Origin of the sequence: Mesorhizobium sp. J428 (assembly GCF_024699925.1) — a bacterium.
Lineage (GTDB): Bacteria > Pseudomonadota > Alphaproteobacteria > Rhizobiales > Rhizobiaceae > Mesorhizobium_A.
The window spans coordinates 4,364,951-4,390,929 of the sequence record NZ_JAJOMX010000001.1 but is presented as its reverse complement, the minus strand read 5'-3'; the positions used below and the strand labels follow the sequence as shown (position 1 = coordinate 4,390,929).

The following is a 25,979-nucleotide window of genomic DNA, read 5'->3' as shown; positions in this document are numbered from 1 at the left end:
GAGGGATGGCAGGCTGGCAATGCACGGGGAGCTCCAGACGGTGAAGTGGCGAGCCGCCCTGCGGGTGTTGGCGCTCGCCCTTGTGGCGGGCCTCGCCGTTTCCGCCACCGAGGCCTACGCCCAGTCGCGGACCTGCCGGCAACTCGAGGCGCAGCTCGCGAGCCTTTCGCCAGGCGGCTCCGGCAGTTCGGCCCAGGCGCGCCGTTACGACCAGGCGATCCAACAGCAACGCACCCAGATCCGCAGGGGAGAACAGCAGTATCGCCGCGCCGGATGCGGCGGCGGCTTCTTCTCGCGAGACAGCGGCGGGTCCGCCTGCGATGCCATCGGCCGCGGTCTTGACCGCATGGAGCGCAACCTCGCACAGCTCGAACGCACGCGCGCCCGCATGGGTGGAAGCGGGGGAGACACCCGCCGCGAGCGCCACAGGATACTCGCTGCGATTGACGCCAATGACTGCCGCGGAACTCGGCGGAATCGCACGCCGGACATGGCGTCGAGAGAACAATCGCGCGGCGGCAACCTCTTCGAACGGCTCTTCGGTGGCGGCATCCAGCGGGTCGATCCACGCGAGGACGGGGAGTTCCAAGCCTATGGCGGCTCGGCGCGCGTGCGCACCACCATCGGCAACGGTAACAGCTTCGAGGTGATGCGCGGCGGCGGAAACTACCGCACCCTGTGTGTGCGCACCTGCGACGGCTATTACTGGCCGATCTCCTATTCCTCCTCCAGCTCCGACTTCCAGCGCGACGAGCAGAACTGCCAGACCATGTGCCCGGGCACTGAGGTCAAGCTCTATTCGCACCGGGTTCCGGACGAAGAATCGGAAAACATGGTCGATTCCTACGGCAGCCCCTACACGGACCTCGTGACGGCATTCAAATACAGGGACGTCGCCTTCACCCGGCCGCAGGGCTGCTCCTGCACAGCGGTGAAGAAGAGCTTTTCCGTCGTCGCCGGCGACGGCGCGACAAGTGCGCCTGCCGAGACCTCCTCCATCGCCCTGCCTTCGTCGCGGCCAGATCCGGCGGCGGATCCTGAAACGCTGGCGAACCGGGAAGGATCGTTCAATACCGACGACATGAAACGCCTGTCCGAAGCCGCTACGGGCGAATTCGCCATCGATGGCGGGCGCAAGGTCAGGGTCGTCGGGCCTGCGTACCTTCCGGACCCAGAAGGGGCAATAGATCTGCGAGCTCCGGCCCGGACGGCAGTCCAGTAAGCACCAAGCGAACCGGCATGAACAGCGCCTTGCCCTTGCGGCCGGATGCTGACTTCACCTGATCCATCCACGCCTTGAAGGTCGTCCCGTCCCACGGCGCGGGAGGCAGCAGATCGAAAGCTGCGCGAAGGAAGGCTCGGTCTTCGTCAGAAAGGTCCGGCTCCTCCGCCGGCCCTTCGGTTACGATCCGCCACCAGCCTGCCGCATCGGCCAGCCGGTCGAGATTGCCGCGCACAGCGAGCCAGAACGGTTCCGCCCGGACGCCGGAAATGCCCAGAGCGGCGAGCCGCTCCGCCACAGCCGCGAATTCCATGCCATGCAGCAGCGTGCGGTTGAGGACAAGGAGATCTGCCGGATCGAACTTCGATGCCGAGCGCGAGGTGGACGCCATGTCGAAGCGGCCGGCCAGCTCGGCCATGTCGCGCGCTGCGACGACGTTTTGCGAGGTGCCGGTCAGCACGGCGAGCGACGCGACCGCCATGGGTTCGATGCCGTCGGCGCGCAGGCTGGCGATCGACAGCGCGCCGCTGCGCTTGGAGAGTCCCTCCCCGGTCGCGGCGGTAAGCAGGTTGTGGTGGCCGAAGGCGGGCGGCTCAGCGCCGAGCGCCCTGAAGAGGGCGATCTGCACACCGGTATTGGTGACATGGTCGTCACCGCGGATGACATGGGTGATGCCGAGGTCGATGTCGTCGGCGACTGAGGGAAGCGTGTAGAGATAGGTGCCGTCCTCGCGCACCAGGACAGGGTCGGACAGCGAGGCCAGATCGACCGTCTCTTCGCCGCGCACAAGGTCTGTCCAGGTGACTTCCGTGCGCCGCGTCGAGAACGGATCGGCATCGAAATTCGGCAGCAGGAAACGCCAGTGCGGCCGCCTGCCCTCGGCCTCCAGTCCTGCACGCTCGTCCGCCGTCAGCTTCAGCGCCTCGCGTCCGTAGACGGGCGGCAGGCGGCGCGTAAGGCGGACCTTGCGCTTGAGGTCGAGCTCTTCCGCGGTCTCGTAGCAGGGATAGAGCAGATCGGCCGCCTTGAGTTTCGCGACCGCCGCCTCGTAGACTACGAAGCGCTTCGACTGGTATTCGACCGCGGATGGCTCGATGCCGAGCCAAGCGATGTCGGTGAGGATGTTGTCGGCATATTCCTGCCTGGAACGTTCGACGTCGGTGTCGTCGAAACGCTGCATAAAGCGGCCGCCGCGCTGCAGCGCGAACAGCCAGTTGAACAGCGCCGTGCGGGCATTGCCGATATGGATGTTGCCGGTGGGCGACGGCGCGAAACGGACGGTGACAGTCATGCGCGCGGCGTATCGGACACGGCTTTGCTTGGCAAGTTGCGCGCCCTGACGCGCCGCGCGACAAACGCCATCAGCACCGAGACGGGGAAACAATAGACGCCCATCGCAATGAGCTGAGCCGGATAGCCGACGCCTATGTCGATCAGATAGCCGGTGATGCCCGGGCCTGCTGCCGTTGCGAACACGGTCGTCGCCACAATCAACGCCCTGATCGCGCCCAGGTGCCTGAGGCCGTAAACCTCGGGCAGCACGGAGCCCAGTGTCGTCGTCGCCGCGCCACTGGACGCTCCGAGAAGCGCCATGACGAGGAATGGAGTCCAATCCGCGGTCATCGTTCCGAGCAGGATGCTCGCGACGCCGAGCGGCAAGAGGACGAAAGGAAGGGCCGATAGGCCGGAAAAGCGATCAATCAGGTAGCCCGTCATCAACGTCGACAGGCTGTTGACGCCTGCCCAGACGACGAATGCCGAGGCAAAGACGCCGAGCGACCAGCCGCGCAGCTCCACCAGATAGACCTGGTGGAAGAAGATGACCGTGACAATGAAGCCCGGCGCCATGAACCCGAGCATGGACAGGTAAAAGAGCGGATCGCGCAGCACCTCGCCTCGCGTCCAATCGCGCGCGTCGACCACCCGGGGATTGATCTCGGTCGATGCGGGAACCCGTTCGACGGCCGCCAGCCACAAGACCAGGGGAAGCGCGATAACCAGCACCGCAACGCCGAGAACCAGCCAGCCCAAGCGCCAGCCGATCGCCGCCGACAGCGCAACAAAACCGGCGATCAGGACCGCCTCGCCGGCATTGTGACCGAGGATCACAAGCGACAGCGCCTTGCCGCGTTGGGCCGTGAACCAGCGCGCGGTGGCGGTGTAGGCGGTATGCGGGAACATGCCCTGCCCAAAGAGACGCAGCAGGTAGATGGTGAGCATTAAGCCGGCCACATGCGCGGAGAACGCCATCAGCGCTGTCGCGGCGGCCAGCATCGGAGCTATGATCAGCGCGACCCGGCGTAAGTCAGCCGATCCACGATCGCGCCGAGATATGGCAATGTCAGTGCGCTCGCGAGCGTGCCGATCATGTAGACCATGCCCCACTGACCGTTGCTGAGACCGTAGTCCGAGCGGATGTGTCCCGCCGAACCGCCGATGAACGACGTCTGGCCGATCGTGGAGAAGAAGGTCAGGACAAAGGCGGCCGCGACCCAGCGTGCATTGCCGCGCAGAAATATCAGGAAGGCGTTCACCCAGCGACGGTCCGATCGAGCCGCATCTCGGTTCCGTCGGTGCATCTGCGGAATCCGAACGCCTCGTAGAGTCCGTGTGCATCTGAGGTGTTCAGCGTCCAGATCGAGACCGTGCGCAGTTCCGGATGGTCCAGCAGCGCGCGAACCAGCGCCTTGCCGATGCCCTTGCCGCGATGCTCCGGCTGAACGATCACGTCGGAAATGCGAGCGAAGAGCGTGCGGTCGCCCGAGGCGCGCGCGAAGCCGACCTGCTGCCCGTCAATCAATGCGACCGCGCAGATCGAGTTTGCGAATGCGCGGAGGTTGATCTCATCGGTGCGTCCGGTGGTCCAGCACGCGGTCTCCAGCAATCTCGAAGTGGATGCGAAATCGAGCCGCGAGAGGTCGAAGACGATCTCCACCTGGCGCTATCCCCGATCCCTGAACCGGTTGGTGATCGGGTAGCGGCGGTCTCGACCGAAGTTCTTCTTCGTGATCTTCACGCCCGGCGCCGCTTGCCGGCGCTTGTATTCGGCGATGTAGAGCAGGTGCTCCACGCGATGCACCGTGTCGCGGTCGTGCCCGCGCGCGACGATGTCGTCGACGCCCATCTCATTCTCGACCAGGCACTCAAGGATGTCGTCGAGCACAGGATAGGGCGGCAGCGAATCCTGGTCGGTCTGGTTCGGCCGCAGCTCCGCTGATGGCGCCTTGTCTATAATGTTCTTCGGGATCACCTCGCCCGACGGACCGAGCGCGCCGGGCGGCACCGTGCCGTTGCGCCAGCGCGACAGGGCGTAGACCTGCATCTTGTAGAGGTCCTTGATCGGGTTGAAGCCGCCGTTCATGTCGCCATAGAGCGTGGCGTAGCCGACCGACATCTCGCTTTTGTTGCCCGTGGTCACCACCATCGAGCCGAACTTGTTGGAGATCGCCATCAGGATCGTGCCGCGCGCGCGGCTCTGCAGGTTCTCCTCGGTGATGCCTTCCTTGGTGCCCTCAAAGATCTGCGTGAGCGCGTGGCTGAAGCCTTCCACCGGCTCGAAGATCGGAACGATGTCATAACGGCAGCCGAGCGCCCTCGCACAGGCCTCGGCGTCCGCCAGCGAATCCTTCGACGTGTAGCGATAGGGCATCATCACCGCCCGCAGCCGCTCCTCACCCAGCGCGTCAACCGCGAGTGCGGCGCAGATCGCCGAGTCGATGCCGCCGGAGAGGCCGAGCACGACGTCCTTGAAGCCGTTTTTGTTGACGTAGTCGCGCAGGCCTAGCATGCAGGCGCGGTAATCGGCCTCCTCGGCTTCGGGAATGCGCGACATCGGTCCGTCCGTGCAGCGCCAACCGTCGCCCTGCCTCTTCCAGGTGGTGACGACGACGGTCTCCTCGAACTGGCTCATCTGGAAGGCGAGCGACTTGTCGGCGTTGATGGCGAAGGATGCGCCGTCGAAGATCAGTTCGTCCTGTCCCCCCATCTGGTTGGCATAAAGCATCGGCAGGCCGGTCTCGATCACCTGCCTGATGACGACCTGGTGCCGCACGTCGACCTTGCCGCGATAGTAGGGCGAGCCGTTCGGCACGAGCAGGATTTCGGCGCCGCTCTCGGCCAGTGTCTCGCAGACGCCAAGCTCGCCCCAGATATCCTCGCAGATCGGGATGCCGAGGCGGACGCCGCGGAACGACACCGGCCCCGGCATGTCGGGTCCCGCCTTGAAGACACGTTTCTCGTCGAACTCGCCATAATTGGGCAAATCAACCTTTAGGCGCTCGGCCAGGACCTTGCCCCCGTCGGCCACGATGATCGCGTTGTGGATGCCGCTCTTGCGCCTCAGCGGTGTGCCGATGACGAGGCCGGGGCCGCCATCGGCCGTATCCGCCGCGATGTCGTTCGCTGCCTTCTCGCAGGCAGCGAGGAAGGCCGGCTTCAGCACCAGATCCTCCGGCGGATAGCCGGCAAGGAAGAGCTCGGTGAAAAACACCAGGTCCGCGCCGTACCGCGCCGCCTCCGCCCTCGCCTCACGCGCCTTGGCGAGGTTACCGGCAATATCGCCCACGGTCGGGTTGAGCTGGGCGACGGCGATGCGAAGGACGGAAGGCGCGGACTGTGTCATGCGAGAGGCTTAGCGTGACGCGCGTCGGCTGACAATCTGCGCTTACCTACTCCCCCATATAGGCCGCCAGTTCTTGCGGCGCGTGATTTATACCTGTGGACATGGCGAGTACGCGGGAGATGTGGGTGCGGCTGAGGCCGGTCTCGCCCGCCCATTCGTTCACCTGCTTCTGAATCTTCGCGAGATCGCCCTTCGACGTCGGCTGTTCGGCTATGTCGAGCCCGGCGTCGCGGAGCGCGGCCGCCATGTCGCGCGAGATGATGAAGGCGTCCCAACCGATAAAGCGCAGGAAATACTGTCCCGAATTACCGCCCAGCCGCGAGCCGTGCTTTGCCAAGTAGGCGGTGAGGCCGATCTGGTCGTCCGCAGGCCAGGTGGCAAGGAAACGCCCGAAGCCGCCATGCTCGCGCGAGACCTTGTCGACGAAGGCGGCGTTGTCGCGCACCGACCTGATCTTCTGCGGATTGCGCACGATGCGCTTGTCGGCGGCGAGGTCGTGCCAGAACTCGTCGGGCTGGAACAGGAGCGCCTTCGGCTGGAAGCCAAGAAACGCCTCCTCGAAGCCCGGCCACTTGGCCTCGATCACGCTCCAGACGAAACCGGCCGAAAAAATGCGCGCCGACATCTGCGACAGGATGCGGTCGTCACCGAGCGCGGCAAGCTGCGCATTGTCCGGCGGCGTGCCGAGCAGGCGCGAAATGCCCACCTCGCCCCCCTTGCGTAGGGCCGCGCGGTCCCGGATCGCGGCAAAACTGTCCATTGATTTCTCTCCCGATCGGCGCTTTGTGGCGGCGCTGACCGTATTTTCGCCAATGACGCGGCACTTGCCAAGGCGGCGGCGCGAGGATGCCTTGATGCATAAGACGATAGACGAGCTCTCCACCCGCTGGCTGCAACGCAATCTCGACAGCCTGACCGAAGACGAGTTGCGCGTGTTGCAGAGCGCGATCGACCGCCGGCCGATCTCGCGGGACCCGAACGAGAGCCTCTCGGGGCCAGGACGGTTCGGCGACAGGGTTGCGGATGCGATGGCGCGGATCGGCGGTTCGTGGGCCTTCATCGTCAGCTTCCTGCTGTTCCTTGTGGTCTGGACAATCGGCAACGCGTTCCTGCTGACGAGGGACGCGTTCGACCCCTACCCGTTCATCTTCCTCAATCTGATCCTGTCGATGCTGGCCGCGGTCCAGGCGCCGATCATCATGATGTCGCAGAACCGCCAAGCCGCCCGCGACCGGCTCGACGCGACGCATGATTATGAGGTGAACCTGAAGGCCGAGATCGAGATCATGGCACTGCACGATAAACTGGATGCACTACGGCAGCGCGAGATCCTCAACATGCAGTCAGAGATCACGGAACTGGCAGCGCATCTCAAGCGCATAGACGCGCGGCTGGGCGGCGTGGCATCGTGATCGATCTCCTGCACTATCTGGTCGAGCGGTTCGGGCTCGTCGCCGTCTTTGCCGGCTGCCTGGCGGAGGGCGAGAGTGCAGCCATCTTCGGCGGTTTCTTCGCGCATCAGCAGGTGTTCGCGGTTTGGCACACCGTTGCCGTCGCCTTTGCCGGCGCGTTCCTCGGCGACACGGCACTGTTCCTCGCCGGGCGGCGGTTCGCTGACCATCCGAGGGTATTGGCACTCAGAGAGCGGCCGGGTTTCAGCCACGCGCACGCATTGGTCGAGCGGCACCCCAACATCTTCATTCTGACCAACAGGTTCATCTACGGCCTGCGCATGGTAGGCGGCGTGGCGGCAGGGCTGTCGTCCGTGCCCGTGCCTCGCTTCCTTGCCCTGAATGCGGCATCCGCGCTCGTCTGGGCCTGCGTCTTCGTCAGTCTGGGCTACTTCTTCGGCGCCGGCGCGGAGCATCTTATCGGCGATGCGCTGGTGAAGCATCAGCGGCTTCTGATCGGCGCCGGGCTGGCGGTCGCCGTCATGGCGATGGGACTGTGGCTCGGGCACCGCTACCTGCGGACGCGCCGCTGAATCGCTAAAGCGCCACGCCTGCAATCTTCTCGGCCACTGCGAGCAGCCAGACGCCGCCGGCCATGACGATCGAGATCAACACAGCCAGCGAGCCGCAGTCCTTGGCGAGCTGGATGTCGGTGTTGAACTCGCGGCTGAACGCGTCGCAGGCCGCCTCGATGCCGGTGTTCAGCACTTCCACGATGATCAGCAGCAGGATCGCGCCGATAAGCAGCGCGAAGCCCCACCAGCTCTGCGACAGGAACCACGCGGCCGGCAGCGCGGCGAGGAGCAGGACGACCTCCTGCTGGAAGGCCTTCTCGGTGCGGATCAGGCGCCCGAAGGCGCGCAGCGAGTTCCGGAAGGCGTTGAGGAGGCGTTTCATCGGAGATCTCCGCCCGAAGGGCCGGGCGGAGACCGTTTAGCCGATTTCCGGCTCAATGGAACAGGTAGGAATCGTAGGCGAAGAAGCCGTATTCCTTGGACGCATGGATCCGCTCACCATGTATCTCCTTGCCCGCCGCACCGAGCGCGAAGAAGATCGGCATCAGGTGCTCGTCCGTCGGGTGGTTCTCGGCCGTGAACGGCGCGCGGTTCTTCCAGTCGAGCAGCGCCTGCGTGTCGCCGGCCGCGATCTCGTCCGCGAACCAGGTGGTGAAGGCATCAACCTTACGCACCAGATCCGGATCGGGCGTCCTTCCCTCGCGCATTACAGGGAAGAAGGCGCGCAGGTTGTGGGTGATGTGGCCGGAGCCGACCAGCAGTACGCCGTCTTCACGCAGGGGTGCAAGCGCCTGGCCGAGCCGGTAATGCCACGCCGCGTCGCGGTTGGGATCGATCGAGACCTGCACGATCGGAATGCCGGCATCCGGAAAGGCCAGCAGCATCGGCGTCCACGCGCCATGATCGTAGCCGCGCTTGCCGATGGTGCAGGGCGAGAGACCGGCTTTCTCGAGCAGAGACACAACCTTCGCCGCGAGACCGGGTTCACCGGGCGCGGGATAGACGATCTTGTAAAGCTCCGGCGCGAATCCCCTGAAATCATAGATCATTTCGGGCACGGGATCGGTGACGACAACAACACCATCGGTCTCGAAGTGCGCCGATACGAGCACGATCGCCTTCGGACGGGACACGTATTCCGATAGTTTCTCGAGGAAGTGGCGAGCCTCGGAATCGGAGGTGACGATGTTGGGCCCGCCGTGGGAAATGAAAAGCGATGGCATTGTGGTCATGGAACGATCTCCTTGGCGGATAGATACGCTTGAGCTTGGGCCGTGCACAGATCGTGCCGCTTCGACTGAGCGTTCATGAATTGCGAACAGACGCTCCCGATCTGTCCAACGAGCGGCGACGAAGTTCGTATCCGCTGCAAAATCTCGTTCTTGCACGATGACGGACGGAACGCGGACGGCTAGCCTTGCCCGAAATAGGGGGACGACACGTGCCGGACGAACTCGCCCGCTTCCTTGAAGCGCATCCGCAGACTACGCATCTCGACGCCGTGCTGTTCGACCTGTGCGGCAATGCCTATGGCAAGCGCATGCCGCGAGCGCATATGGCGAAGTTCTTCGCCGCCGGTTCGCCGATCTGCGCGGCGATGTCGTTGGTCGACGTGCAGGGCAACACCGCCGATCCGATGGGCTACGGCTTTTCGGACGGCGATCCGGACGCGACGGTGATGCCCGTCGCCGGAACGCTGGTGCCGGTGCCGTGGAACGCCGGCGTCGCGCAGGTGCTGTGCGCGCCGGCCAGCGCGTCGAGCGGCGAACCGTTCTGGTACGATCCACGCAGCGTGCTGTCGCAGACCGTCTCTATCCTCCACGGGGCCGGGCTGCGCCCCGTGGTCGCGGCGGAGCTTGAATTCTACCTAATCGACCAAGTGCGCGGCGACGATGGCGCGCCGCTGCCAGTGAAATCGCCAAAGACCGGGATTGCGGAGACGGCCGGCAAGGTTCTGTCGCTGGCCAAGCTCGACGAGTATCAGCCCTTCATCTCGGCGGTGGAGGCCGCCTGCACAGCGCAGGGCATCCCCTCCTCGACGATCATCAGCGAATACGGCGCCGGCCAGTTCGAGGTGAACCTGGAGCATCGCGACGATCCGGTGAAGGCCGCCGACGACGCCTGCCTGCTGCGTCGGGTCATCCAGTCGGTCGCACGACAGTTCGGCATGGAGGCAACCTTCATGTCGAAGCCTTTTCCCGACATGGCGGGCAGCGGACTGCACGTCCATGCGAGCCTGCTCGGTGCCGACGGGCAGAACCTGTTCGACGACCGCCGGGCCGACGGCCAGGCGACGCTCGGTCATGCCGTGGCGGGCCTCCAGGCCACGATGGCCGAGGCGATGGCGATCTTCGCCCCGAACCTAAATGTCTTCCGCCGCTTCGCCGCCAACAACTTCACGCCGGTGACGAGGGACTGGGGCGAGAACAACCGTTCCGTCGCCTTCCGCGTGCCCGTCTCGTCGGGCGCATCACGACGCATTGAGCACCGAGCATCCGGCGCGGAGGCCAATCCCTATCTGGTGATCGCGGCAGTGCTTGCCGGCATGCATCACGGTATGGAAAATCGGCTGGACCCGGGTCCGATGCATACGGGCAATGCCGGCGCCGAGATCGATGCCGACTTGCCGCTGACGCCGTGGAACTCGCTCAGGGCATTGCGCGCCGCGACCATCCTGCCGCGCTGGCTGGGCGCAGACTATCCAGCGATCTATGCGAGCGTGAAGGAGGCGGAGTTCGCCGCCTTCATGGGCTCGGCCTCTCGCCGCGAATACGAGTGGTATCTCTAGAGGGCACATTACCAAGATTTAACGGGGTTGCGGGCGCGGCGTGCGTCGCAATCGCCCATCCTGCGTCCTATCTGCGTGGCGACGACAATCCGGGTCCATCATGCTTCCAGAGAAACGACGTGGGCTGCTGCTCGTGAACCCGAAGGCGCGCCGCGGCGGCGAGGCGATCACGCCGTTGGTCAAGCGCCTAGAGGCCGGCGGCGTTGCCGTCACCATCGAGCCCTTCGATGCCCTGCCCGAGATTTCCCGCGACATCGTGCGGCTGCGCGACACGGCGGATCTGGTGATCGTGTGCGGCGGCGACGGATCGGTGTCTTCGGCGGCTATGGCGGCGATCGAGAGTGGGCTGCCGCTCGGCATCATCCCGATGGGCACTGCCAACGACCTCGCCCGCACGCTGGGCATTCCGGCCGACCTCGGCAAGGCGACGGACATGATCGTGGCCGGTAGAACGCGGAGCATCGACGTCGGGACGGTGAACGGCCATGCCTTCTTCAACGTCGCCAGCATCGGGCTTTCCACCGAACTCGCCCGCAGTCTCGATCCGGGCCTCAAGCGGCGGTTCGGCCGTTTCGGTTATGCGCTGGCGGCCGCGAAGGTGCTGTCGAAGGCGAACAGGTTCAAGGCGCGGATCACCGAGAAGGGATTGCAGATCGACGCTTCGACCTACCAGATCGCCATAGGCAACGGCCGCCATTACGGCGGCGGCAACATTGTCGAGGCCTCGGCCTCGATCGACGACGGGCATCTGGATCTCTACAGCCTCGAAATGAAGAACGTATGGAAGCTGGCCTTGATGCTACGCTCTTTCCGGGCCGGCACCCATGGTGCCTGGAGCGAGGTGCGCACCGCGCGCTGCATCGAATTCGACATCGAGACGGACGAGGAGATGTCGGTGAATCTCGACGGCGAGATCGTCACCTCGACGCCGGCGCATTTCAAGGTTCTGCCGAAGGCGATCGCAGTATTCGCGCCGCGCGACGGGACCTAAACGACAACGGGCGCCCGAAGGCGCCCGTCGACGTTGTCAAAACCGAAACAATCAGCCGTTCACGGCCTTCTTGGCCGGCGCCTGCTTGCCCTTCTTGAGCAGTTCGCTGACCAGGAAAGCGAGTTCCACCGCCTGATCCGCGTTGAGGCGCGGATCGCAATGGGTGTGGTAGCGGTCCTGCAGATCCTCGTCACGGACGGCGCGCGCACCGCCGGTGCATTCGGTGACGTTCTTGCCGGTCATCTCGATATGAATGCCGCCAGGATGCGTGCCCTCGGCGTGGTGCACGTCGAAGAAGGTCTGCACCTCCTTCAAGATGCGGTCGAAGGGGCGGGTCTTGTAGCCTGCGGCGGTGATCGTGTTGCCGTGCATCGGGTCGCACGACCAGACGACCTTGCGGCCTTCCTTCTCCACGGCACGGACAAGCTTCGGCAGGTGCTCGCCGACCTTATCGTAGCCGAAACGGGCGATCAGCGTCAGCCGGCCCGGCTCGTTCTCGGGATTGAGCAGGTCGATGAGCTGGATCAACCCGTCCGGCGTCAGCGAAGGACCACACTTCAGGCCGAGCGGATTCTTGATGCCGCGACAGTACTCGATATGGGCATGGTCGGGCTGGCGCGTGCGATCGCCGATCCAGATCATGTGGCCGGAGGTGGCGCACCAGTCGCCCGAGGTCGAATCGACGCGGGTCAGCGCCTCCTCGTAGCCGAGCAGCAGCGCCTCGTGGCTGGTGTAGAAGTCGGTCTCGCGCAGCGCGTAGTTGGTCTCGGAGGTGATTCCTACCGCGCGCATGAAGTCCATCGTCTCGGTGATGCGGTTGGCGAGCGCCTCATACTTTTCCGACTGCGGGCTGTCGGAGACGAAGCCCAGCATCCAGCGATGCACGTTCTCTAGCGAGGCGTAGCCGCCCTGTGCGAAAGCGCGCAACAGGTTCAGCGTCGCGGCGGACTGGCGGTAGGCCATCTCCTGGCGCGCCGGATCCGGGATGCGCGACTTCTCGTCGAACTCGATGCCGTTGATGATGTCACCGCGGTAGCTCGGCAGCACCACGTCGCCCTTCTTCTCGACATCGGACGACCGGGGCTTGGCGAACTGACCGGCGATGCGGCCGACCTTCACCACCGGCTGCGAGCCGGCGAAGGTGAGCACCACCGACATCTGCAGGAAAACGCGGAAGAAGTCGCGGATGTTGTCGGCACCGTGCTCGGCGAAGCTCTCGGCGCAATCGCCGCCCTGAAGCAGGAAAGCCTGGCCTTCCGCGACCTGGCCGAGCTGCTTCTTCAGCTTGCGCGCCTCACCTGCAAAAACGAGCGGCGGATAGCTGGCGAGGTTCTTTTCCACTGCTTCGAGAGCCGCGAGGTCCGGATAGGCCGGAACCTGCTGGATCGGCTTGCCGCGCCAGGAATTCGGAGACCATTTCGCCATGTTAGCACCTAATCACGCTGCGGGATCACTGCCCGCGCCAAGACTCCCGCCTTTCCGGGAAAGGCGGTCCTATACAGTAACCAAGGGTTTACTTCCAGAGCGATTCGCCCTGCCCGCCTGTCGCAAGGTCAGTGTGGCCGATCCGCCACCGTCTCCCGCCTGCGTAAACCTTGCGGGAACATTTCACTAGGACAATCGGCGAACCGTGCTAGCCTCAAAAGAAAAAGCAAATCACCTCTGGGGCGGACAAGGGTGGGGATGTTGTGAATCGGGTCTTCGGGCCACGATGGGTGCCAGATTCTCTGCGGTCGCTCTTCGCCAAGCGTGAAGCAACCGCGACCAAGACATCCGTGTCAGGCATGCGCGGCTTTTGGGGCCTCTTGCGCGCCTACTGGTTCTCGGAATCTTGGAAGGAAGCCTGGGCCCTGACGATCGTCATCGCGGCCCTCACGGCCCTGGCCAGCAAGGCCAGCGTCTGGATGGCCGAGGCCTCCGGCGAACTGATCAACTCGATCGCCTTCTTCCATAGTGAGGACAATCTCACGCCGCTGCGCTCGCTGCTGGTCGCCGCGGGCACGCTGGTGCTGATCGTGATCCTGAAAGACGCTGGCTTCACCGGCGTCAGGCACCTGTTCTCGACGACGCTGCACCGCAAGTGGCGCGCCTGGCTCGACCGGCGCTTCAACGACGCGCTGCTCGACGCCAACCACACCCATTATCACCTGCAAAACGGCGACGCGGGTGCGGCGCTCGACAATATCGACCAGCGCGTGCAGGAGGCGATCAAGGGCATGACCGGCGGCGCGATCGGCCTGGCAATGGGCATTGTCGGCGTCATCATGTCGGTCTTCTTCGTCGGACAGAAGCTGCTCGAGACCTCCACGTCGGTGACGGGCCTCGACTTCTTCGGCGAATATGGCAGCGCCGCCCTCGCCTTCGCGGCCGTGCTCGTCTACGTGCCGGTCAACACCTGGATCGCGCTGAAGCTCGGCGGGCTGCTCGAGCGTCTGACGATCCGGATGAGCCAGGCCGAGGGCAGCTATCGCGGCGCGCTCAACACATTGCTGCGCCGAAGCTTCCACGTCGCCGCAGCGGGCGGAGAAGGCGTTCAGAACGACATCCACAGGCGCATCTACAAGGACATCGACGGCACCTGGGGCAGCCTCAATCGCGTGCATGCGGGCTACATGTCGTTCGAGTTGATCTACAACTTCGTCGCCGCGCGTATCGTCGCTTACGGGCCTGGGCTGCTGCCTTACATGAACCAGCAGGTGAGCCTGAAAAACTACGTGACGGGCGCCGAGCTGATCAATTCGATGATCCAGCAGTGCTCGTGGTTCATCCAGGTGATGCCAGCCATCGCGACGCTGAAGGCCAATTCGCGGCGTCTCACCGAACTGGTTGAGGCGATCGAGAACGTGCAGGCGCCCGTCGACTATTACCGCCGCACCGGCCGCAGCGAATTCGTGCGCACCACGCAGGACAGCGAGTTCGGCCTGACCATCGCCAACCTGGAACTGATGCACCAGGGGCTCGACGCCAAGGCGTTCCTGTCGGCGCCCTTCCTCAACTTCCGTCGCGGCGAATGGACCTTCGTGTCCGGTGAGTCGGGCTGCGGCAAGACCTCGCTGATCAAGGCGATAAACGGATTGTGGCCGTACGGGGCGGGCAGCATCGCACTTCCGGCCGGGGTGCGCACGTTCTACGCCTCGCAGGACATCAGGCTGCCTCCGATCACGCTGAAGCGCCTCGTCTGCCTGCCTGACGCGCCGGATGCCTTCCATGACCTGCAGGTCGCGGCTGCCCTGCACGACGCCGGGCTCGGGCATCTCATCGCGCATATCGAGGAAGAATCGCGCGACGGCCAGCCGTGGGACACGGTGCTGTCGGGCGGCCAGAGGCAGAAACTGTTCGTGGCGCGGATCCTGTTGCACAAGCCCGGCCTGCTCTTCCTCGACGAAGCGACGGCGGCACTCGACGGTCCCGCCAAGATCGCCTTCCACCAGGCGATCAAGGACCATTGTCCGGAAGTGACCGTCATCAGCGTGATGCACGAGGCGGTGCCGCCACGCGCGCTCTCGGGCGAGAGCTTCTATGATTCGATCCTGACGGTGGCCGGCGGCGTCGCGTCCAAGCGTCCGTTTGGCTCTCTCCTGGCGGAGGTCACAATCCCCTTTCCCGAGAAGCGTCGGCGCCGCCGACGGCTCGATGCGGTCAGCATCCCTGCTGAATAGGCCTTTGTTCAAAGCGAAACAATCTTCTTGACTTTGACGTTAACGTCAATGGTAGCCTCATCCTGTTTTCGAGGAGGGGATCATGACCGCTCACAGCCAGCCTCCTGCCGCGCCTCACTCGGTCTCGAAGACGGACATCCGCTTCGGTGCAACTGACAACTTCTCGCTGTCCGGAACCCTGTTCGAGGGCACCGGCAGCGGACCGCTTGTGCTGATCTCCTCGGCAACAGCCGTGCCGCGCGGCCTGTATGCCGGCTTTGCCTCGGCCATCGTTGCGGCCGGTGCCCGTGCCGCCTTGATCTACGACTACCGCGGCACGGGTGGCTCCAACCCACCGCCCGGGTGGAAGACGCGGATCGGCATGAAGGACTGGGCCCTGCTCGACCTGCCGGCCGCCGCGGCGGCACTGGAAAGGGTAATGCCTGGCCATGCGATGGTGGGCGTCGGACAATCCTACGGCGGCCAGGCTCTGGGCCTGTGTGGCATTTCGGAACGCTTCGAGCGCTATGGGATGGTCGCGACCATGTCAGGTTATTTCGGCGGGCTCGATGATCGCGCCGCCAAATGGCGCATGCTTGGCGTTGGCGTGCCGGTGTCGCTGGCCTTCGGCCATACGCCAAAATGGCTCGGCATCGGCGAACCGATCCCAGGCACCGTGTTTCGCGACTGGGCGCGCTGGTGCTCGAAGCCGGACTATTTCTTCGACGATCCCACCTTGGTTGAGACTGCGCGTTTCAAGGACGTGCGCACGCCGATCCTGTCGCTCGGCATGGAGGATGATGTCTGGGGAACACGACGGGCGGTCGCGGCGCTGATGGCCCATTATGCGAACGCCCCGATCGAGCAACGCTGGATATCGCCGGAAGATACCGGCCAGCCGATCGGGCACCTCGGCTACTTCCGCTCGCGGTTCGCCACGACGTTGTGGCCCGATCTGATCGGATGGCTGCTTGACGGCCGGCCCACCCGGATCGGCAAGCCGGCCTAGGAACTTTCAGCCAACGCGCTCGCCGCCCTTCAGGCGGTAGGTCGGCTGGTACATCGTCACTAGTTCCTCGGCAGCGGTCGGGTGCACCGCCATAGTCGCGTCGACCACGTCCTTTGTGAGCCTGCCCTTGACGACGATGCCGAGCAGTTGCGCCATCTCGCCGGCGTCCGGACCAAGGATATGCGCACCCAGCACGACGCGGCTCTTGGCGTCGACCACGAGCTTGGTCAGCATCTTCTCCTGCCGGCCCGGCAGGATGTTACGCATCGGGCGGAAGACAGCGCGATAGACTTCGACCTCGTCATATTCCTTCGCCGCATCCTCTTCAGAAAGGCCCACCGTGCCGATCTCCGGCTGTGAGAAGACCGCCGTCGCGACCGCCTCGAAATCCGGACGGGTCGGCTTACCCTTGAACACGGTGTCCACGAAGCACATCGCCTCGTGGATCGCTACCGGCGTGAGCTGGACGCGGTTGGTGACGTCGCCCACGGCAAAAATGTTGGGGACGGTCGTGCGCGAATAGTCGTCGACGACGATCTCGCCCAGCTTGCCGAGTTCGACGCCCGCCGCTTCGAGGCCGAGGTTTTCGGTGTTGGGCATACGGCCCAGGGCCAGCATCACCTGATCGGCGACGATCGGCTCGCCCTCGTTGAGATAGGCCACGAGCTTGCCGTCATCCCGCTTCTCAATCTTTTCGAACAGCGTCTGGCAGAGAATGCGAATGCCCTTCCCTTCCATCGTCTCATGCAACATGTGGCGCAGATCGTGATCGAAGCGACCAAGGATCTCCTTGCCGCGATAGACCAGCGTCGTCTCGACGCCGAGCCCGTGAAAGATGTTGGCGAATTCGACGGCGATGTAGCCGCCGCCCGCGATGATGATCGACTTGGGCAGCTCGGCGAGATGGAATGCGTCGTCCGACAGGATGCAGTGCTCGTGCCCAGGCAGGGCGGCATGCGGATTGGGGCGGCCGCCGGTGGCGATCAGGATATGCTCGGCCGTCACCGTGCGGTTCTCCGCCTCGATACGCACCGTATGCGCATCGACCAGCGTAGCCCGGCTCTGGAATGTGTCGCCGCCGGCACGGTCGATGCCACCCTTGTAGATCGCTTCCAGCCGCGCGATCTCGCGATCCTTGTTGGCGATCAACGTCGGCCAGTTGAACGACGTTTCGCCGACGCTCCAGCCATAGCCAACTGCATCCTCGAAATGTTCGGGGTGCTGCGAGGCATAGACGAACAGCTTCTTCGGCACGCAGCCCCTGATCACGCAGGTGCCGCCAAACCGGCATCCTCCGCGACGCCGACACGCTTGCCGAGGCTCGCCGTTACACGCGCGGCGCGCACACCGCCAGAGCCTCCGCCGATGACGAAAAGATCGTAGTCGTAAGCTGCCATGAAATGCCTCGTTCCGCCTTCTGCGCTCTGTGGCAGGTAGTCCCTGCGGCGCCAAAGAAAAGCCCGGGCGACGCCCGGGCTTTCACGAAAGCGGATGATCCGGCTTACTGGGCCGGCGGCGTCAGGGTCGGCGACGCCGGTGCCTGGCCGTTGGCCGGCGGAGCTTCGACCGGGGCCGGCGGCTGAGCAGCCGGCGCAACCTCGGCCAGTTTCTTGGCAACGGCCTGCGACAGGTCGCGGGCGATGCCGAGCTGCCAGATGTCGACGGCCTTGCTCACCTCACGGCCGACGATCGGGCTGTCGGACAGGAACTTCTTGCCGGTCGGCGAATTGTGGAACGCCGCGATCTCAGTGAGTTCCTGCTCGGTGAACGCCTTGGCGAAGGCAGTCGCCACTTCCTTCTCGAGGTCGCCGCGACGCGGTGCGATCGCCAACGTCTCCTCATCAACGATGCGGACGATGTCCTCTTCCAGATTCGGGTTCTTCTGGATCAGCTCGATCTTTAGCATCTGGTTAGCCTGCGGCAGGATCGAATCCATCGAATCCGTCGCCCTGATCGAGGTGATCGCCGCGCGCGCGGCCTTCAGGTGGGCCTCCGAAATCTCCTGCGCGGATGCAAAGGAGCCTCCTGCCAGAATCGCCACGGCGGCCAGCGCGGCAACGACGCGGCGGGAACGATTGAATGGCACCATGATAACCTCAGACTCCCTGTTCAGCGGGCGGGAACAAGCGTCCGGATTCCGGTGGAACCCGCTATGACGGCCAGGTCCGCTAGACCCAGAAATAGACCATGCTCGACCACGCCGGGGATGGCGTGCAACGCATCGGACAGCGCTCTTGCGTCCGGAATGCGGCCAAAAGATGCATCGAGGATCAAATGGCCGCCATCTGTAACAAATGGTTCGCCGCCCGTCATCCGCAATGTCAGCGGGCCCGACAGGCCCAGCGACGCAGCAGCCTTTCGCACGGCGATCTCAGTCGCCTTCAGACCGAAGCGGTTCACTTCGACCGGCAAAGGAAAGCGGCCGAGCGTGTCGACGATCTTCGACTCGTCGGCGATGACGATCATCTTCGCAGAAGCGGAAGCGACGATCTTCTCCCGCAACAGGGCCCCGCCACCACCCTTGATAAGCGACAGATCAGCGTCGATCTCGTCGGCGCCGTCGATCGTAATGTCGAGTTCCGGAGTCTCCTCGAGCGTGGAGAGCGGCACACCCAATTGCACGCACAAGGCTGCCGTGCGCTCCGAAGTGGGCACGCCGATAATCTTCATACCTTCAGCGACTTTGACGGCGAGGAGACGGACGAACTCCTCCGCGGTCGAGCCCGTGCCTATGCCGAGCCTCATGCCGGACGTCACATGTTCGAGCGCAGCCCTCGCCGCCTCGATCTTCATCGCCTTCGCGTCCATCTGCCCTCCGACGGCCATCCGCGGCCGCTCTAGCACGTCTCGCGGCAGGCGCAAGGCTTGCCGCATATTGCGTGAGGTCGCGGCTGCGTCTATCCCCGCAGCATGAGCCAGCCCATCATCGTCTTCGATCTCGACGGCACCCTGATCGACACCGCGCCTGACCTTGTCGATAGCCTCAACCACGCGCTGACCTCGGCCGGCGTCCCGGTCGTCGACCCGGCCGCCCACCGTAACAATGCAGGCCTCGGAGCGCGCGTGATGATCGAGCGGGCCTACCAGGCGAACCGGCGTACCCCTGCCGGTCGACGAGCACGACCGCCTGTTCGCGCTGTTCCTCGAGCACTACGGCGCCAGCATGCCTGGCCGGTCTAAGCCCTATCCGGGCGCGGTAGAGGCACTGGACCGCTTTGTTGCTGCCGGGTTCCTACTGGCGGTGTGTACCAACAAGACCGAAGCCCTTTCACGGCGCTTACTGGCGGGCACGGGCGTGGCCGGCTATTTCGGTGCGATCTGCGGTCAGGATACGTTCGATTTCCGGAAACCCGACCCGCGTCACCTCATCGAGACGATCCGGCTCGCGGGCGCAGACCACGATCGCGCCGTCATGGTCGGCGATTCCCGCACCGACATCGACACCGCCAAGGCGGCGGGTATCCCGGTCGTGGCGGTGGACTTCGGCTATACGGACCGCCACGTGCGCGAATTTGAGCCGAGCGTGGTGATTTCGCATTTCGACGAGTTGACCGTCGACCTGGCCAAGCGGCTGATCTCGTCCACAGGCGGATGATCCGCGGAGCCGCTATTGCATTCCGGTGTTGACGAACGGCCCGCAGCCGAACTATATCGCCGCCAGTCCGGGACCTGGTCCTGCGGCGGGCGATTAGCTCAGCGGGAGAGCACACCCTTCACACGGGTGGGGTCGTAGGTTCAATCCCTACATCGCCCACCATTTCCTTGGTCTTCTTTCAACAGCGAGTTGATAGAGCCAAACTTGCTTGAGCCTATTGCACGACAGCCATCGGCATCGCTTAGCGCGATGCCGCCAAGAGAAGCTGCTTCGGGTCTGCGCCAAGACTTATCCGTGGCCGAAGATAATCCGTCTTATGATGGAACGCCTTTTCTACAACCTCATATGAAATTGCGCTTAATAATAAGGTCAAGGGATAATGAAACGTAAATATTATAATCGTCTGATTCAATAATAAATCCTCAGAGAACTGATAGTCGATATATCTTGCGTATACATTACTTATAACACCGAGGGTAAGGAAATGCAGAAGATAGGTGCTGTATGAAATTTCCCCAACATACCCGACCCATCTGGAAAGTCGGTTCTTTATCCCCTTCATGAGGATCACATATGACGTAATTATTGCACCACACAGGACAGACATAAATGTTAGCCAGACTAGCCAGATCGGCGACTTGGAAGTTCCATAGAATCCCCCGCGCGCATTGAACCACGACATAGCGAACAAGAAGACGAAACCCGAGATCGCGAACACCAGCCCAGCTATTTTTCGCTGATGAGCGACGGGGGTCTTCTTAGCGCGGAGATATATCAGGCCACCCAAAATACCGGACAAAAATGCATCTATCTGCCCAAATATCGTCCAATAACTTAATGCTTGAACATGGCCTCTGGACACAAAAAAACAATACCTAAAGAAGAAAAAGAAGAGCGACAATCCTATGCAAGCGAAAACAGTTTGCCTAAATCTTTCATATACAAGGCGATTTCTCAGATAAGGGTAAGCTATATAGAACTGAAATTCGACGGCGAGTGTCCACGCACCGGGAATCAGCCCTCCTCCTAACAAATTGAAAAATAAAAACAAGCTGTTAGTTTCCATATTTCTGAAAGTTACATAAAATAGCATTATGATGAACATCAAAGGGAGAATACGTAGAATACGATTACGCATGAATCTTAGATAGTCGACATCACTTCCTGCAGTTATGGTAGTAAATATGAATCCAGTTATTGTTATGAACAGCGTGACGCCGATCCACCCCTCTTCAAATACGCTAAGAACCCAATTATCCGGAACAGTAGTGAACTTCACACCTCGCTGATGGATGCCATGCCAGTAAAAGACCAGAGCGGCTGCGAGGGCCCGCATGTGGTCAATGCTGTGATCTCTGACCTTCGCTGACATCCGATCAACAACTCCAATTCGCGAGACGGCGCAGTCACATTGAAACCAGCGACACGAATCAATAGCTTCTGACAATCCAAATGGGAGATCAGACTTCTACCCAGCTGAAAAATGCGCGTCTACATATGACGACGGAAGATCGGAAGATCCTATTTCATCGCACAAGAAAAAAGCCGGGCAAGCCCGGCTTTGATCGATCCTTCAAAGAACCGGCCGTCTTAGTTGACGGCGTCCTTGAGGCCCTTGCCGGCCGTAAACTTCGGCACGTTGCGCGCCGCGATCTGCACCGGTTCGCCCGTGCGGATGTTACGGCCCGTGGATGCCTCGCGCTTGGTCACGGCGAAATTGCCGAAACCGACGAGACGCACGTCGCCGCCCGACTTGAGCTCGCGGGTGATCACGTCGAACACCGCATCGACGGCAGTGGCGGCGTCCGCCTTCGAAACCTTCGCCTGTTCGGCGACGGCGGCGACCAACTCATTCTTGTTCATGAAGTATCCCTTCCTCGTGAAGACCGGAACTAACGACTCATCCGGCGAAGCGAAACATTAGTTTTTCGGACCGCCCCGACCAACAAGGAAAGTGAGGCAAAACCGAGAAGGGCGGCGGTTTTCCAGCGTTTTTTCGACCTGCCTCATGACAAACGGGCCGGAATGTGATTCCGGCCCGTCCATACTGTGTGTCTATCGAGGCAGAGCGCCCTAGTGCGCCACGCCAATGCCGGCCACATCCTCGGCGATCGGCGCCTTGACGGCGGTCTCTACCGGCTCGGTCCACTCGATCGGCTCAGGCATGCGCACGAGCGCATGGCGCAGAACCTCGCCCACCCGGCTGACCGGAATGATCTCCATCCCGCTCTTCACGTTGTCCGGGATATCGGCCAAGTCCTTGGCGTTCTCCTCGGGGATCAGCACCTTCTTGATGCCACCTCTCAGAGCAGCGAGCAGCTTTTCCTTAAGGCCACCGATCGGCAGGACGCGTCCGCGCAACGTGACCTCGCCGGTCATCGCCACATCGGCCTTGACCGGGATACCGGTCAGCACCGAGACGATCGCCGTCACCATCGCGATGCCGGCGGACGGACCGTCCTTCGGCGTCGCGCCTTCCGGCACGTGGACGTGGATGTCGCGCTTGTCGAAAAGCGGCGGCTCCAGCCCGAAATCGAGCGCCCGCGAACGGACGTAGGACGCCGCCGCCGAGATCGATTCCTTCATCACGTCCTTCAGGTTGCCGGTCACCGTCATACGGCCCTTGCCGGGCATCATGACGCCTTCGATCGTGAGCAGTTCACCGCCGACCTCAGTCCAGGCAAGACCCGTCACCACGCCGACCTGATCGTCAGCCTCGGCCTGGCCGTAGCGGAAGCGCGGCACGCCGAGATAGTCGGCGATATTCGCTGCCGTGACCTCGACCTTTTCGGTCTTCTTGCGCAGGATCTCCGTCACCGCCTTGCGGCCGAGCTTCATCAGTTCCCGCTCAAGCGAGCGCACGCCGGCCTCGCGGGTGTAGGTCTGGATGATCGCCCGGATCGCGTCCTCGGAGACCGAGAACTCGTTCGGCTGCAGCGCGTGATCCCGGATTGCCTTCGGCAGCAGGTGCCGCTTGGCGATCTCGACCTTCTCGTCCTCGGTGTAGCCGGCGATACGGATGATCTCCATGCGGTCCATCAGGGCCGGCGGAATGTTCAGCGTATTCGCCGTCGTCACGAACATCACGCTCGACAGGTCGTATTCGACCTCGAGGTAGTGGTCCATGAACGTCGAGTTCTGCTCAGGATCGAGAACCTCCAGCAAGGCCGATGACGGGTCGCCACGGAAGTCCATGCCCATCTTGTCGATCTCGTCAAGCAGGAAGAGCGGGTTGGACTTCTTCGCCTTCTTCATCGACTGGATGACCTTGCCGGGCATCGAGCCGATATAGGTGCGGCGGTGACCGCGGATCTCCGCCTCGTCACGCACGCCGCCGAGCGCCATGCGGACATACTCACGGCCGGTCGCCTTGGCGATCGACTTGGCGAGCGAGGTCTTGCCGACGCCGGGAGGTCCGACGAGGCACAGGATCGGGCCCTTCATCTTGTTCTGGCGGCTCTGCACCGCGAGATATTCGACGATGCGGTCCTTGACCTTGTCGAGACCGAAGTGATCGGTGTCGAGCACGTTCTGAGCCAGGTCGAGGTCATACTTGACCTTCGTCCGCTTTCCCCACGGGATCGACAGCAGCCAGTCGAGATAGTTGCGCACGACGGTGGCCTCCGCCGACATCGGCGACATGGACCGGAGCTTCTTCAGCTCGGCCTCCGCCTTCTCGCGGGCCTCCTTCGAAAGCTTGGTCTTCTTTATACGCTCCTCGATCTCCGTCGCCTCGTCACGGCCGTCTTCGCCCTCGCCGAGCTCCTTCTGGATCGCCTTCATCTGCTCGTTGAGGTAGTATTCGCGCTGGGTCTTCTCCATCTGGCGCTTGACGCGCGAGCGGATGCGCTTCTCCACCTGCAGGACAGAGATTTCGGACTCCATGTGGCCCATGGCCTTCTCGAGCCGGTCCTTCACGGACAGAGTCGAGAGCATCTCCTGCTTCTCGGGGATCTTGATCGCGAGATGCGAGGCGATTGTGTCGGCGAGCTTGGAGTAATCCTCGATCTGGCCGACCGCAGCGATGACCTCGGGCGAGATCTTCTTGTTCAGCTTCACATAGTTCTCGAAGTCGGAGACAACGGAGCGCGCCAGCGCCTCGATCTCGACCTCTTCCTCCGCCGGCTCGTTCAGAACCTCGGCGCGGGCCTCATGATAGTCTTCGCGATCGGTAAACGCGATCACCTTTGCGCGCGACACGCCTTCGACCAGGACCTTGACGGTGCCGTCGGGCAACTTGAGGAGCTGAAGCACATTGGCGAGCGTGCCGACGTCGTAGATCGCGTCGGGTTCCGGATCGTCGTCGGCAGCATTCATCTGCGTCGCAAGCAGGATCTGCTTGTCGGATCCCATGACCTCTTCCAGCGCGCGGATGGACTTCTCGCGGCCCACGAAGAGGGGCACGATCATGTGTGGGAAGACCACGATATCGCGCAGCGGAAGGACCGCGAACACGCCGCTTCCCGAAGAGCTGGATTGCCTTGCCATGGTTCTTGCCTTTCTTTCGCGGCCGCCTTCAGCCAACCACGAATCTCATATTAGCGGCCGCTGGCCGATCCGCCTACCTTTGTATCTCACAAGGGATTTTCAGCACGGAACCGGACGAGCGTCCTTACCCGGCTTAAGTGGATGCATCGCAGTGCAATATCAAGTGGCCGGCCCGTCCCGTGGCCGAACCAGCCATCCGGGCAGGTCGCCCTGCCCCGGCAGACAGAAACGGCGCCCGTAGGCGCCGTCTGCAAGCATTCCAGGAGCGAAGCGATCACGCGCTCGCGCTCTTCTGCTCCTTCTCGGAGTAGATGTAGAGCGGCCTCGCATTGCCGTTCACGACCTCATCGGAGATCACAACCTCCTGAACGCCGTCGAGGGCGGGCAGCTCGAACATCGTATCGAGCAGGATCGCCTCCATGATGGAGCGCAGGCCGCGCGCACCGGTCTTGCGCTCGATGGCGCGCTTGGCGATAGCCGTCAGCGCGCTCTCGTGGAAGGTCAACTCGACGTTCTCCATCTCGAACAGGCGCTGATACTGCTTGACCAGAGCGTTCTTCGGCTCGGTCAGAATCTGGATCAGCGCCGGCTCATCGAGGTCTTCGAGCGTCGCCAACACCGGCAAGCGGCCGACGAACTCCGGGATGAGGCCGAACTTGAGCAGATCCTCCGGCTCGACCATGCGGAAGAGCTCGCCGGTGCGGCGATCCTCCGGCGAGGCGACGAGCGCACCGAAACCAATCGAGGTCTTGCGGCCACGATCCGAGATGATGCGGTCGAGGCCGGCGAACGCGCCACCGCAGATGAACAGGATATTGGCGGTGTCGACCTGCAGGAACTCCTGCTGCGGGTGCTTGCGGCCACCCTGCGGCGGCACGGAAGCGACCGTGCCTTCCATGATCTTGAGCAGCGCCTGCTGGACGCCCTCGCCCGACACGTCGCGGGTGATCGAAGGGTTATCTGACTTGCGGCTGATCTTGTCGATCTCGTCGATGTAGACGATGCCGCGCTGGGCGCGCTCGACATTGTAGTCGGCGGCCTGGAGCAGCTTCAGGATGATGTTCTCGACGTCCTCGCCGACATAGCCAGCCTCGGTCAGCGTCGTTGCATCGGCCATCGTGAAGGGCACGTCGATGATGCGGGCGAGCGTCTGGGCGAGCAGCGTCTTGCCACAGCCGGTCGGGCCGATCAGCAGGATATTCGACTTGGCCAACTCGACGTCGTTCGACTTCGAAGCATGCGCCAGACGCTTGTAGTGGTTGTGAACAGCCACCGACAGCACGCGCTTGGCGTAGGGCTGGCCGATGACATAGTCGTCGAGGACCTTGAGGATCTCCTGCGGAGTCGGAACGCCCTCGCGCGACTTCAGCGTCGAGGTCTTGTTCTCCTCGCGGATGATGTCCATGCACAGCTCGACGCATTCATCGCAGATGAATACGGTCGGTCCGGCGATCAGTTTGCGGACCTCGTGCTGGCTCTTCCCACAGAAGGAGCAGTAGAGCGTATTCTTCGAATCGCCGCTGTTGCTGACCTTGCTCATCGTCCAAGTCCTTTCACTGCCGCGTATCCGCGATCGCCGATCCGAAACGGCTTGCCATCGCGTCTGGCATCGCCGTTCTCCACAGCGGGTCGGCGCGATTCACGACATTTCCGAACGAAAC

Annotated in this window: 22 protein-coding genes, 1 tRNA gene and 2 pseudogenes; 9 read left to right on the top strand and 16 right to left on the bottom strand. The window is 63.1% G+C overall.

All coding sequences use genetic code 11. The features are described from left to right. Positions 1-19 precede the first annotated feature (19 nt). A complete protein-coding gene (locus LRS09_RS22030) occupies positions 20-1,222 on the top strand; it encodes a DUF2865 domain-containing protein (RefSeq protein WP_257809038.1) in 1,203 nt (400 codons plus the stop codon). Here LRS09_RS22030 and LRS09_RS22025 read toward each other — a convergent pair. Genes LRS09_RS22025 through LRS09_RS22005 form a run of 6 tightly spaced genes read right to left on the bottom strand, consistent with a single transcriptional unit; the run spans position 1,140 to position 6,603 of the window. Further along, positions 1,140-2,513: a glutamate--tRNA ligase gene (locus tag LRS09_RS22025; protein WP_257809037.1), complete on the bottom strand. Its 1,374-nt coding sequence runs from the start codon at positions 2,511-2,513 to the stop codon at positions 1,140-1,142. The two genes, LRS09_RS22030 and LRS09_RS22025, sit on opposite strands and share 83 nt — an antisense overlap. Then, on the bottom strand, positions 2,510-3,496 hold the full coding sequence (locus tag LRS09_RS22020; protein ID WP_308240330.1) for an MFS transporter: 987 nt from the start codon (positions 3,494-3,496) through the stop codon (positions 2,510-2,512). Before LRS09_RS22020 ends, LRS09_RS22025 begins: the two co-directional genes overlap by 4 nt. Positions 3,497-3,507: 11 nt before the next feature. Continuing rightward, positions 3,508-3,756 carry a hypothetical protein gene (locus tag LRS09_RS30105; protein ID WP_308240329.1) on the bottom strand — a complete coding sequence of 83 codons (249 nt, stop codon included), beginning with the start codon at positions 3,754-3,756 and terminating at the stop codon, positions 3,508-3,510. Continuing rightward, entirely contained in the window at positions 3,753-4,157 is a 405-nt protein-coding gene (locus LRS09_RS22015) for a GNAT family N-acetyltransferase (protein ID WP_257809035.1), read from the bottom strand. The genes LRS09_RS30105 and LRS09_RS22015 overlap by 4 nt, the downstream gene beginning before the upstream one ends. A 6-nt stretch (positions 4,158-4,163) precedes the next feature. After that, complete coding sequence (locus LRS09_RS22010) at positions 4,164-5,843, bottom strand: NAD+ synthase (RefSeq protein ID WP_257809033.1); 1,680 nt, start codon at positions 5,841-5,843, stop codon at positions 4,164-4,166. Between the two features lie 46 nt (positions 5,844-5,889). Continuing rightward, positions 5,890-6,603 (bottom strand): DNA-3-methyladenine glycosylase I, encoded by a 714-nt coding sequence (locus tag LRS09_RS22005; RefSeq protein WP_257809032.1) that lies wholly within the window; start codon positions 6,601-6,603, stop codon positions 5,890-5,892. Between the two features lie 94 nt (positions 6,604-6,697). On the opposite strand from LRS09_RS22005, the gene LRS09_RS22000 reads away from it, so the two are divergent. Continuing rightward, positions 6,698-7,255, top strand: a complete 558-nt coding sequence (locus LRS09_RS22000) for a DUF1003 domain-containing protein (protein WP_257809031.1) — start codon at positions 6,698-6,700, stop codon at positions 7,253-7,255. Next, on the top strand, positions 7,252-7,827 hold the full coding sequence (locus tag LRS09_RS21995) for a DedA family protein (protein ID WP_257809030.1): 576 nt from the start codon (positions 7,252-7,254) through the stop codon (positions 7,825-7,827). Before LRS09_RS22000 ends, LRS09_RS21995 begins: the two co-directional genes overlap by 4 nt. Before the next feature lie 4 nt (positions 7,828-7,831). Here LRS09_RS21995 and LRS09_RS21990 read toward each other — a convergent pair whose 3' ends face one another. Together LRS09_RS21990 and LRS09_RS21985 are read right to left on the bottom strand one after the other, a co-directional pair. After that, positions 7,832-8,191: a diacylglycerol kinase gene (locus LRS09_RS21990; RefSeq protein ID WP_257809029.1), complete on the bottom strand. Its 360-nt coding sequence runs from the start codon at positions 8,189-8,191 to the stop codon at positions 7,832-7,834. A gap of 52 nt (positions 8,192-8,243) precedes the next feature. Beyond that, positions 8,244-9,041 (bottom strand): class III extradiol ring-cleavage dioxygenase, encoded by a 798-nt coding sequence (locus LRS09_RS21985; protein WP_257809028.1) that lies wholly within the window; start codon positions 9,039-9,041, stop codon positions 8,244-8,246. A gap of 209 nt (positions 9,042-9,250) precedes the next feature. Here LRS09_RS21985 and LRS09_RS21980 point away from each other — a divergent pair, with 209 nt between their 5' ends. Both LRS09_RS21980 and LRS09_RS21975 read left to right on the top strand, forming a co-directional pair. Next, entirely contained in the window at positions 9,251-10,597 is a 1,347-nt protein-coding gene (locus LRS09_RS21980) for a glutamine synthetase family protein (protein ID WP_257809027.1), read from the top strand. Positions 10,598-10,697: 100 nt separating this feature from the next. After that, positions 10,698-11,588 carry a lipid kinase gene (locus LRS09_RS21975; RefSeq protein WP_257809026.1) on the top strand — a complete coding sequence of 297 codons (891 nt, stop codon included), beginning with the start codon at positions 10,698-10,700 and terminating at the stop codon, positions 11,586-11,588. Positions 11,589-11,639: 51 nt separating this feature from the next. On the opposite strand, the gene LRS09_RS21970 is transcribed toward LRS09_RS21975, so the two are convergent. Then, positions 11,640-13,013 carry a class II 3-deoxy-7-phosphoheptulonate synthase gene (locus LRS09_RS21970; protein ID WP_257809025.1) on the bottom strand — a complete coding sequence of 458 codons (1,374 nt, stop codon included), beginning with the start codon at positions 13,011-13,013 and terminating at the stop codon, positions 11,640-11,642. Between the two features lie 359 nt (positions 13,014-13,372). Here LRS09_RS21970 and LRS09_RS21965 point away from each other — a divergent pair, with 359 nt between their 5' ends. Together LRS09_RS21965 and LRS09_RS21960 are read left to right on the top strand one after the other, a co-directional pair. Beyond that, a complete protein-coding gene (locus tag LRS09_RS21965) occupies positions 13,373-15,247 on the top strand; it encodes an ABC transporter ATP-binding protein/permease (RefSeq protein ID WP_257809022.1) in 1,875 nt (624 codons plus the stop codon). An 82-nt stretch (positions 15,248-15,329) separates the two neighbouring features. Further along, positions 15,330-16,235, top strand: coding sequence for an esterase (locus tag LRS09_RS21960; RefSeq protein ID WP_257809021.1), 906 nt, complete (start codon positions 15,330-15,332; stop codon positions 16,233-16,235). 6 nt (positions 16,236-16,241) lie between these two features. Here LRS09_RS21960 and gor read toward each other — a convergent pair. The 3 genes and pseudogenes from gor to rpiA form a co-directional block, all read right to left on the bottom strand. Beyond that, positions 16,242-17,632: pseudogene (gor, locus tag LRS09_RS21955) on the bottom strand (glutathione-disulfide reductase). A gap of 104 nt (positions 17,633-17,736) precedes the next feature. Further along, a complete protein-coding gene (locus tag LRS09_RS21950) occupies positions 17,737-18,324 on the bottom strand; it encodes a DUF2059 domain-containing protein (protein ID WP_257809019.1) in 588 nt (195 codons plus the stop codon). Between the two features lie 20 nt (positions 18,325-18,344). Next, complete coding sequence (gene rpiA, locus LRS09_RS21945) at positions 18,345-19,043, bottom strand: ribose-5-phosphate isomerase RpiA (RefSeq protein WP_257809018.1); 699 nt, start codon at positions 19,041-19,043, stop codon at positions 18,345-18,347. A 102-nt stretch (positions 19,044-19,145) separates the two neighbouring features. On the opposite strand from rpiA, the pseudogene LRS09_RS21940 reads away from it, so the two are divergent. Beyond that, positions 19,146-19,830: pseudogene (locus LRS09_RS21940) on the top strand (phosphoglycolate phosphatase). An 87-nt stretch (positions 19,831-19,917) separates the two neighbouring features. Next, positions 19,918-19,992, top strand: a tRNA-Val gene (locus LRS09_RS21935). A gap of 79 nt (positions 19,993-20,071) precedes the next feature. On the opposite strand, the gene LRS09_RS21930 is transcribed toward LRS09_RS21935, so the two are convergent. The 4 genes from LRS09_RS21930 to clpX all read right to left on the bottom strand — a co-directional run bounded on the left by LRS09_RS21930 (position 20,072) and on the right by clpX (position 25,858). Beyond that, positions 20,072-21,202 (bottom strand): acyltransferase, encoded by a 1,131-nt coding sequence (locus tag LRS09_RS21930; protein ID WP_257809017.1) that lies wholly within the window; start codon positions 21,200-21,202, stop codon positions 20,072-20,074. Positions 21,203-21,420: 218 nt separating this feature from the next. Beyond that, positions 21,421-21,693 (bottom strand): HU family DNA-binding protein, encoded by a 273-nt coding sequence (locus LRS09_RS21925; RefSeq protein ID WP_085464992.1) that lies wholly within the window; start codon positions 21,691-21,693, stop codon positions 21,421-21,423. Positions 21,694-21,903: 210 nt separating this feature from the next. Further along, positions 21,904-24,318 (bottom strand): endopeptidase La, encoded by a 2,415-nt coding sequence (gene lon, locus LRS09_RS21920; RefSeq protein ID WP_257809016.1) that lies wholly within the window; start codon positions 24,316-24,318, stop codon positions 21,904-21,906. 274 nt (positions 24,319-24,592) lie between these two features. Further along, the gene (clpX, locus tag LRS09_RS21915; RefSeq protein WP_257809015.1) at positions 24,593-25,858 is read right to left on the bottom strand and encodes an ATP-dependent Clp protease ATP-binding subunit ClpX; all 1,266 of its coding nucleotides are present in this window, start codon (positions 25,856-25,858) and stop codon (positions 24,593-24,595) included. Positions 25,859-25,979: the final 121 nt, after the last annotated feature.

Bases quoted from the DNA above. Each gene is read 5' to 3' on its own strand.
- LRS09_RS22010 (WP_257809033.1), bottom strand. From the start codon at position 5,843: ATGACACAGTCCGCGCCTTCCGTCCTTCGCATCGCCGTCGCCCAGCTC.
- LRS09_RS22030 (WP_257809038.1), top strand. From the start codon at position 20: ATGCACGGGGAGCTCCAGACGGTGAAGTGGCGAGCCGCCCTGCGGGTG.
- LRS09_RS21970 (WP_257809025.1), bottom strand. From the start codon at position 13,013: ATGGCGAAATGGTCTCCGAATTCCTGGCGCGGCAAGCCGATCCAGCAG.
- LRS09_RS21930 (WP_257809017.1), bottom strand. From the start codon at position 21,202: ATGTCAGCGAAGGTCAGAGATCACAGCATTGACCACATGCGGGCCCTC.
- LRS09_RS21965 (WP_257809022.1), top strand. From the start codon at position 13,373: ATGCGCGGCTTTTGGGGCCTCTTGCGCGCCTACTGGTTCTCGGAATCT.
- LRS09_RS22005 (WP_257809032.1), bottom strand. From the start codon at position 6,603: ATGGACAGTTTTGCCGCGATCCGGGACCGCGCGGCCCTACGCAAGGGG.
- LRS09_RS21950 (WP_257809019.1), bottom strand. From the start codon at position 18,324: ATGGTGCCATTCAATCGTTCCCGCCGCGTCGTTGCCGCGCTGGCCGCC.
- lon (WP_257809016.1), bottom strand. From the start codon at position 24,318: ATGGCAAGGCAATCCAGCTCTTCGGGAAGCGGCGTGTTCGCGGTCCTT.
- rpiA (WP_257809018.1), bottom strand. From the start codon at position 19,043: ATGGACGCGAAGGCGATGAAGATCGAGGCGGCGAGGGCTGCGCTCGAA.
- LRS09_RS21985 (WP_257809028.1), bottom strand. From the start codon at position 9,041: ATGACCACAATGCCATCGCTTTTCATTTCCCACGGCGGGCCCAACATC.
- LRS09_RS21925 (WP_085464992.1), bottom strand. From the start codon at position 21,693: ATGAACAAGAATGAGTTGGTCGCCGCCGTCGCCGAACAGGCGAAGGTT.
- LRS09_RS21990 (WP_257809029.1), bottom strand. From the start codon at position 8,191: ATGAAACGCCTCCTCAACGCCTTCCGGAACTCGCTGCGCGCCTTCGGG.
- LRS09_RS21975 (WP_257809026.1), top strand. From the start codon at position 10,698: ATGCTTCCAGAGAAACGACGTGGGCTGCTGCTCGTGAACCCGAAGGCG.
- LRS09_RS21960 (WP_257809021.1), top strand. From the start codon at position 15,330: ATGACCGCTCACAGCCAGCCTCCTGCCGCGCCTCACTCGGTCTCGAAG.
- LRS09_RS22000 (WP_257809031.1), top strand. From the start codon at position 6,698: ATGCATAAGACGATAGACGAGCTCTCCACCCGCTGGCTGCAACGCAAT.
- LRS09_RS22025 (WP_257809037.1), bottom strand. From the start codon at position 2,513: ATGACTGTCACCGTCCGTTTCGCGCCGTCGCCCACCGGCAACATCCAT.
- clpX (WP_257809015.1), bottom strand. From the start codon at position 25,858: ATGAGCAAGGTCAGCAACAGCGGCGATTCGAAGAATACGCTCTACTGC.
- LRS09_RS22020 (WP_308240330.1), bottom strand. From the start codon at position 3,496: ATGCTGGCCGCCGCGACAGCGCTGATGGCGTTCTCCGCGCATGTGGCC.